12 protein-coding genes are annotated in these 13,055 nt (G+C 50.8%); 6 read left to right on the forward strand and 6 right to left on the reverse strand.

Annotation, left to right across the window (positions count from 1 at the left end):
* The first annotated feature begins 264 nt into the window (after nucleotides 1-264).
* Nucleotides 265-696 (forward strand): RrF2 family transcriptional regulator, encoded by a 432-nt coding sequence (locus BUE76_RS05895; protein WP_073040906.1) that lies wholly within the window; start codon nucleotides 265-267, stop codon nucleotides 694-696.
* Nucleotides 693-1,754 (forward strand): hypothetical protein, encoded by a 1,062-nt coding sequence (locus BUE76_RS05900; protein WP_073040904.1) that lies wholly within the window; start codon nucleotides 693-695, stop codon nucleotides 1,752-1,754. The genes BUE76_RS05895 and BUE76_RS05900 overlap by 4 nt, the downstream gene beginning before the upstream one ends.
* A 547-nt stretch (nucleotides 1,755-2,301) precedes the next feature.
* Here the strand turns inward: BUE76_RS05900 and BUE76_RS05905 are convergent.
* The 4 genes from BUE76_RS05905 to BUE76_RS05920 all read right to left on the reverse strand — a co-directional run bounded on the left by BUE76_RS05905 (nucleotide 2,302) and on the right by BUE76_RS05920 (nucleotide 7,290).
* Entirely contained in the window at nucleotides 2,302-2,604 is a 303-nt protein-coding gene (locus BUE76_RS05905; protein ID WP_073040902.1) for a metal-sulfur cluster assembly factor, read from the reverse strand.
* Nucleotides 2,605-2,648: 44 nt separating this feature from the next.
* Nucleotides 2,649-4,190 (reverse strand): PepSY domain-containing protein, encoded by a 1,542-nt coding sequence (locus BUE76_RS05910; protein ID WP_073040900.1) that lies wholly within the window; start codon nucleotides 4,188-4,190, stop codon nucleotides 2,649-2,651.
* A gap of 215 nt (nucleotides 4,191-4,405) precedes the next feature.
* Nucleotides 4,406-6,718, reverse strand: a complete 2,313-nt coding sequence (locus tag BUE76_RS05915; RefSeq protein WP_073040898.1) for a TonB-dependent receptor — start codon at nucleotides 6,716-6,718, stop codon at nucleotides 4,406-4,408.
* A gap of 80 nt (nucleotides 6,719-6,798) precedes the next feature.
* Complete coding sequence (locus BUE76_RS05920) at nucleotides 6,799-7,290, reverse strand: hypothetical protein (protein WP_073040896.1); 492 nt, start codon at nucleotides 7,288-7,290, stop codon at nucleotides 6,799-6,801.
* 176 nt (nucleotides 7,291-7,466) lie between these two features.
* On the opposite strand from BUE76_RS05920, the gene BUE76_RS05925 reads away from it, so the two are divergent.
* From BUE76_RS05925 to BUE76_RS05940, 4 genes are all read left to right on the forward strand, one after another.
* Nucleotides 7,467-8,627: a hypothetical protein gene (locus BUE76_RS05925; RefSeq protein WP_143157223.1), complete on the forward strand. Its 1,161-nt coding sequence runs from the start codon at nucleotides 7,467-7,469 to the stop codon at nucleotides 8,625-8,627.
* A gap of 280 nt (nucleotides 8,628-8,907) precedes the next feature.
* Complete coding sequence (locus tag BUE76_RS05930) at nucleotides 8,908-9,291, forward strand: response regulator (protein ID WP_143157222.1); 384 nt, start codon at nucleotides 8,908-8,910, stop codon at nucleotides 9,289-9,291.
* A gap of 5 nt (nucleotides 9,292-9,296) precedes the next feature.
* The gene (locus BUE76_RS05935; RefSeq protein ID WP_073041021.1) at nucleotides 9,297-10,604 is read left to right on the forward strand and encodes a GAF domain-containing sensor histidine kinase; all 1,308 of its coding nucleotides are present in this window, start codon (nucleotides 9,297-9,299) and stop codon (nucleotides 10,602-10,604) included.
* Between the two features lie 146 nt (nucleotides 10,605-10,750).
* The gene (locus BUE76_RS05940) at nucleotides 10,751-11,380 is read left to right on the forward strand and encodes a GNAT family N-acetyltransferase (RefSeq protein ID WP_245798314.1); all 630 of its coding nucleotides are present in this window, start codon (nucleotides 10,751-10,753) and stop codon (nucleotides 11,378-11,380) included.
* Nucleotides 11,381-11,477: 97 nt separating this feature from the next.
* Here the strand turns inward: BUE76_RS05940 and BUE76_RS05945 are convergent, their stop codons facing one another.
* Entirely contained in the window at nucleotides 11,478-12,245 is a 768-nt protein-coding gene (locus BUE76_RS05945; protein ID WP_073040888.1) for an ABC transporter permease subunit, read from the reverse strand.
* Complete coding sequence (locus BUE76_RS05950; protein WP_073040886.1) at nucleotides 12,238-13,005, reverse strand: ABC transporter ATP-binding protein; 768 nt, start codon at nucleotides 13,003-13,005, stop codon at nucleotides 12,238-12,240. The genes BUE76_RS05945 and BUE76_RS05950 overlap by 8 nt, the downstream gene beginning before the upstream one ends.
* Between the last annotated feature and the right edge of the window lie 50 nt (nucleotides 13,006-13,055).

The raw sequence follows: 13,055 nt of genomic DNA on the forward strand, positions 1-13,055 counted from the left end.
CGCCTGCAAACTTTTAGTAGCCATGGCATCCTGCGGCGCTGAAGCAATCCCCTGCACCACCGGTTTCTTTCATGTGCAGGTTTAGTGTCTTACAGCGGCAGGAGATTGCTTCGGCGCGCCAGTTTGCTGCAGGCACAAGCAGTTGATGCGCCTTCGCAATGACGCTTCACTCAAGATAAGGTTTGCAGTGTTTTTTTGCATCTGTCGTCCGTCATCTATCGTCCATCGTCTGTTCTCTGTCTTCTTCTAAACCCAAACAGCTCTATGTTATCCCTTTCTGCTCAATATGCCTTACGTGCCATGGTGCTGTTGATGAATGCTGCTCCGGAAGCCAGGCGCATGGGCATCCGCGAAATTGCACATGCCGTTGACGCCAACGAACATACCACGGGAAAGATCCTGCAGCAGCTGGTAAAGGCAGGCCTGATCCTTTCGGTAAAAGGACCGAACGGTGGCTTTTATATTCCTGCCGATGCTGCGCCCATCACCTTAATTGCCGTGGTTGCCGTATTTGACGGCACCGGCTTTTTCTTTAAGTGCGGACTGGGTTTGAAGGAATGCTCCGAAGCAAAACCATGTCCCATACATTTTACCTACAAGGCCGCAAGAGAAGCCCTGTATCAACAATTTTCAAACCTCACCATTCAAGCGCTTGCCCGCGATCTTTCGCTGGGTAAAGCTTTCCTGAAACGATGAACAAAGCATTACTGGTATTGCCGCTTGTACTGTTGTCGCTGCTGCTGGCCATCTGGAGCGGCTGGTTGCGGCTGGGCTGGGCTTTACCGCTTGGTATGGCAGCGGCGCAGCATGGCGCACTGATGGTAGGCTCCTTCCTGGGTACCATGATCTTCGTGGAGCGCGCCGTTACCTTCAAACAAAAGTGGGTGTTGCTGCTGCCATTTATCAATGGGTTAAGCGTGCTATGCTTTGCCCTGGGACAAACAGCTGTTGCCCTGTGGTGTTTGCTGTTGGGTGCGGCAGGCTTTGTGGTGATGTGCTGTTATTTTGTTTACCGCTATGGCGAGCTGTACTACTATGTTTTCCTGGCGGGTGCTTTTGCATTGCTGGGCGCTCAGGTGATTGTGTATAAAACGCATTTCTATCCCAATGCCATTCCGTGGTACATGGCTTTCCTGCTCTTTACCATTGTTGCCGAAAGGCTTGAGTTGAGCCGTTTCCAGAACATCACGCCTTTCATGCGCAATAGCCTGCTGGCTGCATTGGGCCTGGTGTTGTTGTCGCTGTTTATGCCCTTCCATTTTTATGGGCACTTGGTATTTGCAGCTGCAATGGCAACCGTTGCAGCCTGGTTGCTGCGGTACGATATGGCCTGGAAATCCTTGCGCATCAGGGGGCAGCACCGCTACTCGGCGCAACTGCTGATAACGGGTTATGTGTGGTTGTTGCCTACCGCGCTGTTGCTGGTGTGGCCCGCAGGCAATCCTTTTTTGTACGATGCGGCCCTGCATAGCTTCTTCATCGGCTTTGTGTTTTCCATGATCTTTTCGCATGCACCCATCATCCTGCCTGCGGTGCTGCGCTTGCCGGTGCAGTTGTTCCGGCCTTTCCTGTATGTGCTTTTTGTATTGCTACAGTTGTCGCTGTTACTTCGGGTGGTTGGCGACCTGCTCTTGTTGCCCTTGCTGCGGCAGTGGGGCGGCTTGCTGAATGGGATGGTGATCCTGGCTTTCTTTGTTTCGGTGGGCGTTATTGTACGGAAGGAGTTGGCGAAAAGAAAGTTGGTATTGCGTTAGGAGTGTAGGTGTATCGCAAAGGGCGCGAAGAAGTCGCAAAGGATCGCAAAGATTTTCTTCGCGTTGCGCTGCGTTTTCTTTGCGTCTTTTGCGATACCTATACTAAAGCACTTTCAAGAGGCTGTCCTATGTTGTTTCAAAAGTTTCAGCAGTTTTGGTTGTTTCGGTACAACTTGATGGAGGTTGGGGATAAACTGCCCACAGGGGCGCCGTCATTGCGAAGCGCCAGTTGGATTCGCCGTTACGCAACAGATAGCGGCGCTGAAGCAATCCCCACCACATACAGGTTTTAAAGCGTGCAGCTTTTGGAGTCTTACAGCGGCTGGGGATTGCTTCAGCGCCGCTGAACGCACCTATTGCAAGCCACTGCTGGCGCTTCGCAATGACGAGACCTATAGGGTTGCTGTTGACAGACGGTGCACCGAGTGCATGGTCCTGAAGGAATCAAACCAAATTGTTACCAGGATTGCGTCTCAATGGTTTCAGATGTTTCAAAGGTTCCAACGTTTCAGTACAACTGAATGGCTGCATGGTATACAAACATTTGCTACAAAGCATATCCTAAAATGCTCCTGGCCTCCCCGCTCATCATGCTTTTGTTCCAGCGAGGTTCATAGGTTACATGCACCTGCACATCCTGCACACCTGGCACGCCCCTCACTGCCGTTTGCACCAGCTCCGGTATAAAAGCAGCTGCAGGACAGGTAGCAGTTGTAAGCGTCATTACGAGTTGTACCACATCGCCAGAAATTTGTACACTATAAATCAGTCCCAGGTCGTAAATGTTCACCGGTATTTCCGGGTCATATACTGTTTTGAGTGCGTCGATTATTTGGGGTTCTATAATCATTGTTTTTAGGGTTGATTTTTTGCTGTTATAAAGCTGCTTATTTTTCAGCGCTGCCTTTTACGCCGGGCGTAGATCATCATTCCTGTACAGGCTACCAGCAGCAATCCCAGCGTGGATGCAATGAGCAACCCATTGCGCATATTGCTACCAACATTCCTTCCTAATACCTGCTCCCAATAGTGATGCATGTGCAGGTTGGAAAAAATAAAACGTTCGGCACGGCTTGCAGCATTGCTAACAGCAGCCAGCGTGCCGGTGCTTGTTTCTACAAAGTAACTGTTGTTGGCATCAAAGCCCACTTCCACCACCGGCAATCTTTTGTTCATCATGCTGTAATCGTTGTTAAAACTATTGAGGCAGCGGCTATGTTTGATGCTGTGGTGCGATTGCCGGCTGAAGGTACAGGCGAGGTAACAGCCATAGCGGGTGTCGCCGTCTGGCAGCAGTTGCAGGTCGGTGGTGCGGTAGTATTGCTTTTGTTGTTGTTGCCGGTGGGTTAAGGTGGCCTGCCAGTAGGTTGCATTTTCCATGCGTACAAGGGATACATCATTCAATGTATTTCCATGAGGTAGTGCTGCCATCAATGCTTTCAGGTCAAGCGCTGCAGCTGCAACAGGAAAGCGGTTGATGGCTTTATATTCCTGCTTAGCGCTGGCAGGAGTTAGTTTTTGAAAGCTATGCCAGGCGCCGCTAAAAGCATATAGTAAGGTGGTTAGCATAAACACATTGCCCATCACGCGGTGTGCGGTTTTTGCCGCAGGCCTGCCTTTGCTGCTTTTCTTTTTGCTGGTGATGTTGTACACATAAAAGCCCAGCACACCGGAAGCAAAACAAAGAAGGGAAAAGCCACCCAACCATATGCTTTTCATCTTGCCCATGCCGTTCAAAAAACTCCAGCTATGCGTAATACTGAAGAACTGGGTAAACCAGGCTTTGCGCTGGTCAATAGCAAGCACAAGGCGGTCTGCCGGCGTTTCGATATACAGGCGGATGCTGTCTGCACGGTCAAAGGTTACGCGGTACACAGGCAGTATTTTGTTGCTGGCTTTATACTCGCTGTCGAAATGCGTGAGCAGCTGTACCGATTTAATTCTGGCCTTGCCCAATGGCTGTTGCGCAGTGCCAAAGGAGGCTGGCAGTATGGAAGCCGCTGCTGCATGGTGGTGGCCACCCTGTTTAGTGCCGCCTTTCAGCTTGGCATACAAAAACTGATGCGCAAGGTATGCGGCATAGTTGCGGTCGCCGTTGAGCAGGGTCGTGCCCGAAGCGCAGTTGATATAGGTTGGCGTATCTATACCGGGTTGCTGTACCTGGTAGTAAAACACTTCGTACAGTTTGACGATGCGGAAATTGTGAATGTACTGAATGCCGTTTTGCTGCAGTGCCTGTTGCAGCGGTAATGATATTCTTGTTGTATCAATAGCTGTTGGTGGCAGGCTTTGGTTACGCACCTGTGGCTTGCTGCTGTTGATAACCGGGTGCAGTAAACCACTGATGGTCCAGAGCAGTATGGGCAATGCAACAATAAGGCTTGTAATTCGGTGCCAGCGGTAGGCGTTGCGGCGGAAGTATGGGAATGAAGGCATGGGAGAGAAGTTGGAAGTCAGTAAAGTCAGTAAAGTCGGGAAAGACGGAAGAGACAGGAAAGAAAGTCAGGAAAGTCAGTAAAGACGGAAAAGTCGGGAATGACCATTCATGAAATATGAATTTGTTTTTCGTATCAGTAAAGCTTTTGGCTGGTGGCAGAGTCGTCTTTTCTGACTTTCCGGACGCTACTGTCTTTCCCGTCTTTTCCGTCTCTCTACTTTCCTATCCTACAGCTCACACCTATTACAAAGTTCCTCGGGTCGGCAGGCGTATAGTTATAGCCACTGCTGCTTTTGGAGGTATTGTACGAGTAGTAAGCGTTGGTGATATTCATGGCATTGACCCAATATTCAAAGCCTTTGTGCTGGTAGCCGGCGCGAAGGTTCAGCACCTGGTAGCCTTTGTATTTTTCTGTGTTGAGCGGATCCATAAAGTAGCTGCCGATGCACTGCCACTCGGCACCGAGGCGCAGGCCTTTTATGGAAGCGGGGCGATGCCATAGTTCGGCATTGTGCATCCAGCGGGGAGCGCCGTTCATTTCCTTTCCGCTGTAGTTGTTGCCTTTTTCCACAAAGCGATCAAAATGGTGTTCGCTGTAGGCTGCACTGAAGCGATAGCTGAGACCTTTGCCCACACTGCCGGTGATACCCAGTTCAACACCTTTATGACTGGTGCGGCCGGCGTTGCGGTTTTCGGTAGTGCCATCATCGAGGCGTACCGATATGATTTCGTTGGTGCCTTCCAGCTGGTACAGGCTAAAATCGGTGTTCAGTTTGCCCTTAATGATCTCGGCCCAGCCGCCTACTTCGTAGTTGTAAAAAGTAGCAGGTTTGATCTGGGGCACTTTTACGCCGCGGTACAATTCGGTGACCTGTGGTGGTACAAAACCCTGGCTATAGTTGGCATAAAAACCGGTACGGCCCGAAAAGTTGTAGGTAAAACCGAGCTTGGGACTGAGTGCACTGAAATGATTGATGGTATCTGGAGCGCCGCTGAATGATGATGGTGTCAGGTAGTTGTTGAAGCGGTACACAAACTGGTCGTAGCGCAGCGAAGCCACTACCCGCAGTTTGGCAACGGGGTTGAACTCAAAATTGGCAAAAGCAGCGTAGTTGTTGATGCCGGTGCGGTAGTTGGTCAGCACGCTGTCGGGTGCCGTGAAGTTGGTGTATTTGCCCGAAGCGGTATCGCGGTTGATGCGGATATAGTTTGCTTTATAAGAAGTGGGGCTGAGGTCGATGCTGGCGCCGCCAACCAGGTCGGCGTTTTTCCAGGTAAGGTGCTGGCGGTGCTGGCCAATAAAGGCATAGCTGTTGAAGGCACTGCGGTTGATTTCGCCATGCGCAACATTCTTTTTCCCAGTCCACATGCCGTTCACTAACCTGCGGTAATCGTTACGGATGCTGTAAGCAGGGTTTTGCTCAATGGCATTATTACGGTACACCAGCGATGCGGTGGTTGTTGCGGCGCTATTCCAGTGGTGGGTTAGGGTAGAACGGTAGCGCAGCGCATCCACGTTGCGATAGGTAAAAGTTTGCAGGCTTTTGAAGGAGCGGCGTGCAAAGGCCAGGCTGTCGGCAGCGCCGGTCATATCGCTTTGGTAACGCATCCAGGTAGCGCTGTTCACCAGCGAGGTGCGTTCCGAAATGCGGTAGTCGGCACGGGCGGTAAGCGTAGCCTTGCTGAAGTCGCTGTACTCGATAAAGCCATTGCTTTTGGCGGCATAATAGCCATTGAGTGCAAAGCCCCAGCGGCCCCTGCTGGCACTGCTTTGCAGGTCGGCGCGGCGATAACCAATGTTATTTCCCTGCGCCGATAATTTTAAGAAAGACTGCGCGGTAGGTGCTGCAGTGATTACGTTTATCACACCGCCAATGGCCTCGCTGCCATACACCGAAGAGGAAGGGCCTTTGATGACCTCCATGGTTTTTACGGCAGCCATATTCAGCTCCAGCAGGGCGTTGTGGTTAAACAGGCCCGTGGTGCGGATGGGTATGCCGTCTTCGAGGTACAGAAAAAGACTCTTGGTGGTCATGGGCTGGCGGATGCTCATCTGGTGTTGCTCGTTGCCCAGGTTTACCATATTTACACCGCTCACTTTATTGAGTAGCTGGTCGATGGAGATGGCTTTTGTTTCCTGCAGCATGCGGTTATTGATGGCCGCTATTGCCACCGGCGCTTCGCTGCGGCGCACCGCCTGCCTGCTTGCCGATACCACCACTTCCTGGAGCGATGCAGTAATGGGGGAGAGGCGGATAAAAGGTTGCGCCGAGTCGACGGTTATTTCGGTGCTGTTATAACCAATAAAAGAAACGGTGGCCTTGCTGCAACCTGCGGGGCAGGATAGGGAGAAGGCGCCACGGGCATCGCTGCTGGTGGTACGGCCGGGTACCTGTATGGATGCACCCTGTATGGGCTCGCCGGTTTGGCTGTTTATAATGCGGGCGGAAAGAATCTGTTGGGCAAAAGAAGTTTGTGCCAGCAGGCTGCACAAAAGCAGGGCCTGCAGCCGGATGTTGCGGAACATGGCTGTTGCTTTTTGAAAAAAAAAGAAATGGGGGAACAGGGGCTTGCATGCAAGCCTACGCAGGGTTGCGTATAAAACAATCAGCCTTGAAGGGGTGGGTGAAAAATGCCGGTGGCAGGAGCAGTATAATCCCGCACCAGGTAGCGGGTATTTGCCTTTGGCAAAAGGGCCATTACCGGCTCCATTTTATCGCCGGTGTTTTCGGGGGTAAACAGTACATCGGCGGCATCAGCTTTCTGGTTGCTGCCTGCCTGGCTGCCGCTTTGTTTTTCTTCGGCTGCCAGCTTTTTCATCAGCTGGCATTTGCCTTTACACTTCAGTTGGGGCCGGGCTTTGTTTTCACACAGCACCCTTGCAATGTATTCCTGGTTTACCCTGTACTCGAGCAGGATCAGCCACTTGCCAAAAGACTGCAAGGCCACGAGTACAACCATTATGAAAACCAGGATGCGTTTCATTTCGGATACAAATGTCTGTTGTTTCGTACCTGCTTTAAGTTTTGTTTGCTCATCAAACCACCTGATGTTTATCAGTCCGCCTTTTGATGCCGGCAACAAGATAGCTCTTTGCATTGGCGGAGCTTTGCTATATGTTGCTGACGAAACGAAAACCACATAACACCACCAGGTGGCAACACCATGCTGCGCCTGCTAACAGGGCCACAAATATAGCAGCCCGGCTTGTACGCTGGTCACTTTTTAATTTGCTGGGCGTTGCAGCGCTGGGCGTGCTTATGCGGGCCATACCATTGCTTCCTCTTTTCCCGCTGGCTTATAAAAACGTATTGCACGGCCATTCGCATTTTGCTTTTGGCGGCTGGGTCATGCCCATCCTGTTGGCACTGATTCTGAAAAGTTTTCCGCAGCTTGCCACACAGGTTGCTTACCCTCACTGGCGCAATATCAGCGTGTTGTTGCTGGCTTCGGCGTATGGCATGGTGCTGGCTTTCCCGCTGCAGGGTTATGCGCCCATGGCTATCTTTTTTGCAACGCTTTCCATTGTTGCCGGTTATTACCTGGCATGGGTGGTTTGGCGTGCGGTTCGCCAACTACCCCCTGGTACCGGGCTCCGTTTTGTAAGTGCCGGCCTGTTTTATCTTACCCTTGCTTCCATAGGTCCTTTTATCACGGGGCCGCTCACAGCCATGGGCCTGCAGTATACTCCCTTTTACTACAATGCTATTTATGGTTACCTGCATTTTACCTACAACGGCTGGTTTACGTTTGCCGTGCTGGGACTGCTGTACCAATACCTGGAATCCAATGGCGGAAGTAAGTACGGAGTGCTGGTGTACCCGTTGATGCATGCGGCCTGTGTGCCCACCTATCTGCTGTCGGTATTATGGAACAAGCCTGCGCCGGTGTTTTATGTAATTGGCGGGCTGGGTGCGCTGCTGCAGGTGGCGGCCACCGGGTTGCTGCTGGCAGATGTTTTGCCACTGCAGTGGGCTGCTCGTAAAGGCCGCTGGCTGCTGGTGCTTTCTTTATTGGCCTTTGTGTTGAAACAGGTATTGCAATTGGCTTCAGCCTTTCCAACCGTTGCCGAAATGGCTGCTGCCAACAGGAGCTTTGTCATTTCCTACCTGCACCTGGTGTTGTTGGGATTTGTTTCGCTTTTTATGCTGTGGGCCATGCAGCGCAAAGGATTACTCCGCTTGGAAAAAGAAAGCCGTAAGGGCTTATATGTATTTCTGGTGGGCTTTACCACAACAGAACTGTTGCTGGTGGCTGCGGGCTTTCATTTCATAGTACCCTGTTTCGTTGCTGCTTTGCTGTTTGCAGCAGCACTCATGTTGGGTGGATTGTTGTGGATGACTGGCCCGTTGTTGCAGGTGCTGGCATGGGCAGGGACTCCTTTGCACCGGGTATTTGTAAGATACATTGCTGCACCGGGCCAAATACGAACTTGAAATAAGGGTATGTATGTAGGTTAGCGTGGTGAAATCTGTTATCGCCGGATCAAATTTTACTACACCCGGTATTATTGGTTTAGCTTTGTCTTGCCAAACAACTGCTTCCCTTCCATACTTCTTTACTGCCTGCTTTTTTCAAAAGCAGTAGTGCTTAGCAGTTGGTTTGTATTGCCCCATCCAGGACTTCACCCTTACCCTTACCTGTAACAATCATGCATTTGCGTGCCTTAATAAGTGCAGTGTGATAAACAATTCAAATGCGGCTCACAACAGTTACGTGCTTGTAGCCGAAAACGATTCGGACGACCAGGTGCTGATGCAACTGGCCTTTGCCGAGCAGGAGCAGCAGGTAACGGTGCGCTATGTGGATAGCGGCTCCGAAGTGTTGCACCTGCTGGCAGTGGAGCCGGAAAAACCCTGCCTGCTGATCGTGGATTACAACATGCCCGGTTTGAACGGCCTTGAATTGCTGCAGCAACTTGCGATAATACCGGGCATGGAAGCGATTCCAAAAGTAATGTACAGCAGTTCGGCCAACGAACGCTTCAGGCAACACTGTATGGCTGCCGGTGCTGTAGCTTATGTGGAGAAAGGGATAGGACTAGAAACGATCATCGATAACATCAGGCACATGCTGCGTTTTTGTGCCCAACAATGCTAATGGCCATGGAAAATACTTTTGGCGTTCCCATCATTCCCCACAACGACCTGCAAAGGGTTACGGCCCTGCGCCGCTACAATATCCTTGATTCAGCGCCGGAGCAGTCCTTTACCAATATTGTACAACTGGCCAGCGAATTTTTCAATGTGCCCATTGCATTGATTTCACTGGTAGATACCACGCGTGTGCATTTCAAAGCCAATGTTGGTTTGGGCAATATGCTTTACGAAGACCGTGGTAAAAGCCTTTGCTCGCTGGCGGTACTCAACGACAAAGCAACGGTATTTGAAAATGCGCTGGAGGAACCCAACCTTGTGTATCATCCACTGGTTACCGGATCGTTCGGGCTGCGCTTTTATGCAGGTGCGCCGCTCATCTCCAGCGATGGGTTCAACATCGGCACCTTATGCATTATTGACAAGCAGCCGCGCAGTTTCGGCCCGAAACAAGCCAGGCAGCTGGAGCAGTTTGCGGCCATTGCCATGAACGATATTGAACTGCGCCTGGCGGCACGCAATAAAACAAAGGAACTGGAAGCAAAAGTGGCTGAGCGTACCAATGCGCTTACCATGGCCAACGAAGACCTGAAGCGTTCCAATGAGGAACTGGAGCAGTTTGCCTACGTGGCTTCACACGACCTGCAAGAGCCGCTGCGGCGCATCATGACCTTTTCAAGGCTGCTCAACGACCGGTATGCCGACAGTGTGCCTTCCGAGGCCTTATCGCACCTTAATGTAATAGACACGGCTGCAGGCCGCATGTCGATCATGGTACGCGATGTGCTGAACTATGCCCGGGTAAACAGGGATGCACATAGCATCAGGCTGGTTGACCTCAACGAAGTGATGGCCATGGTGCGTAAAAATTTGGAGACCACCATCGCCGGATCTGCTGCCGTTATCGAATGCGGGGAACTGCCTGCCGTTAAGGGTAATACCACCCAGTTGCAACAGGTGTTTACCAACCTGCTCACCAACGCCCTGAAATTTCAGGTGCAGGATGCGGTACCACATATACACATACATACCCAAATGGTGGCAGGCCCTTCGTTGCCCGCCTATGTAGACCTGCCTACCGACAAGAGCTATTGTTGCATCAAGGTGCGCGATAACGGTATTGGTTTCAATCCCGAGCATTCTGTCCGCATCTTCCAGTTGTTTCAAAGACTGCACAGCAATAGCAAGTACCAGGGCACGGGCATCGGCCTGGCACTGTGTAAAAAGATCCTGAAACATCATGGCGGAGATATCCTTGCTTTTTCACAACTGGGTAAAGGCGCCGAATTCCAGATGTGGTTGCCCATGGCGGTTTAATCAATAAAGTATCAATAGTGAAAAGGCTGGTGGCAACGCCAGTCTTTTTGCATGCAGGAACAAAAAGGCATAAGCTCTTTTTTGTGTGCAAAATATGTTGGGATATGCCATGCCTTTGTTTTGCCGCATGCTGTTCATCAACCGCCATGTACTACATTCATGAAAAAGAAAGAGGCATGTCCTTCACCCATACCAACCAGGATATTGTTTTGGAAAATGAACGCGTACTGTTGCGGTCTTTAGAAGCAGCAGATGTACAACACCTGCTTCCATTTTCCTTGTATGAACCCGAACTGTGGCTGTATTCTCTCACCACAGCGGCCAGCGAAAGCAACCTGAGACAATACATTACCACAGCCCTGGAGGCAAGGGCTGCTGGCAGGGAGCTTCCGTTTATTGTTTTTGACAAGAAGCAAAACCGTTATGCAGGTGCTACCCGTTTCTACGATATACAACTGGCGCAGCAAAACACCCAGCTGGGTTATACCTGGTATGGAAAAGCCTTCCAGGGAACAGGGCTGAACAGGCATTGTAAATTCCTGCTCCTGCAATTTGCATTTGAAACCATGGGCATGATGCGGGTAGAGTTCAGGGCCGATGCACGCAATGCCCGCAGCATTGCAGCCATGAAGGCTATTGGTTGTGTGCCCGAAGGGGTGTTGCGCAGCAATGGCTTCCGTGCCGATGGCAGCAGGAGGGACAGCATGATATTGAGTATTTTAAAAGGCGAATGGGAAGCGGGTGTAAAGGAGTTGTTGCTTGGTAAATTGCAATAGTTAAAGCCATAAGATAGTTGACGAAAACCTTGTTTTCAAAAAGCTATTTTCATTTCGATATGTAGGTCTTCCTAAGGGTGTTTGCTTGTCGGACAAACTAAAGATCTTTTTTATTAAAACTTCTTACTGCCAGCCATAGCGGAATGGTTGCCCACAACAGCAATATACCCAGCGAATAAAGGGCTCCGAACGAAGAGCCAAAGAAGTCTTTGTAAGTGGCGCCGGTGTATCCCATCAACGCGCTGACATCCATTTTCAGCATCAGGAAAATGCGGCCCAGGTCAACGGGGTTGAGCGAGGAAAGGGCAAGGGTCAGTTGCTCCAGCGGGTAGTCGGAAAAGGCAAAAAGAATGGTGAGCACCAGCCCATCGTAAATAAGGGCAAAATAAAACCACAACATCAGCGCCACGCCGATGCCTCTTGCTTTGTCTCTTGCCAGCACGGATGCATAAAAGGCAAGCGAGGTAAAGATGAACGTGAGAGCGGTACCAGTGGTTATCAGCGCAAGGCCTACTTCGTCTAGATTGAATAAGAGTACCGGTACACCTACACCAACTAAAAAAGAAGCTGATAAAGATGCCGCCGTACCCAGGTACTCGCTCATGAGGATGCGTGTGCGGCTCACGGGTTGTGAGAGCATCAGTTCAATAAATTCATAGGAGTTGTAGTAGTGAATAGTGGCAAACACCATGCTCACCAGCGGCACTACAATCAGCACAATGTTGAGCAAGCTCATTAAGGCCTTGCTCGGGTTGTCTTCCATCTGGAAAAGCGTTACCGAAATGGTGAGCAGGAAGAGGGTATAGGCAAGGATTACTTTGCTGCGCACAATATCGTGCAGCACATACCGGGATAGCTTAAGCATAATGCACCTCCATATTTTTTATAATCGCGCCTGGTGTTGGTTGCAGCTGGGTATACCCGCTTTTCATTACTGCGGCAATGGCCCGGCCCAGCCGGCTTTCGCCGGTTAGCTCTTTTAGTTCTTCAATGGGTTGATACAAGCGCAGTCTGCCGTCCTGTAAATACATCACATCGGTGGTCAGTTCATCGAGGTCGCTGAGGATATGGCTGGTGATGAGAATGAGCTTGCCTTTTTCTTTCTCTGCCATGATCTTGTCCTTGAGGATTTCGGTTGCCAAAGGATCAAGACCGGCTGTGGGTTCGTCCAAAATCAATACATCGGGGTCGAACAAAAAGGCCAGCACCGCGCTTACTTTTTGGCGGGTACCGCCGGATAGTGAACGCATGTTTTTACCCAATAGCGCCTGCATGTTGTAGGATTCCAGCAACTCCTCATCCAGCCTTGCACCTGCATTGTTGCGGATGTTCTTGATCATGTCAATCACCTGCCCGATGGTCATGTTGTCGGGGTAGCGGCCTATTTGGGGCATATAGCCAATCTGGTCGCGGTACTGGTACTGGTTGCTGATGGCCTGGCCGCTGAACCTGATCGTGCCACCATCGGGCTGTACAATACCCAGGATGGATTTGATCAGGGTTGTTTTGCCCGAGCCGTTGGGCCCGATCAGCGATACTACCTGCCCCTTGTGAAACGATGCGGAAACATCATCGAGCGCATAGAGCTTTTTGAATTTCTTGGTGATATGTTCGACGGAGATCATGAGTGAGGAGTTATGAGTGATGAGTATATGGTTGCAGGTTTCAAGTTTTA

Source organism: Cnuella takakiae, assembly GCF_001953305.1.
GTDB lineage: Bacteria > Bacteroidota > Bacteroidia > Chitinophagales > Chitinophagaceae > Flavisolibacter > Flavisolibacter takakiae.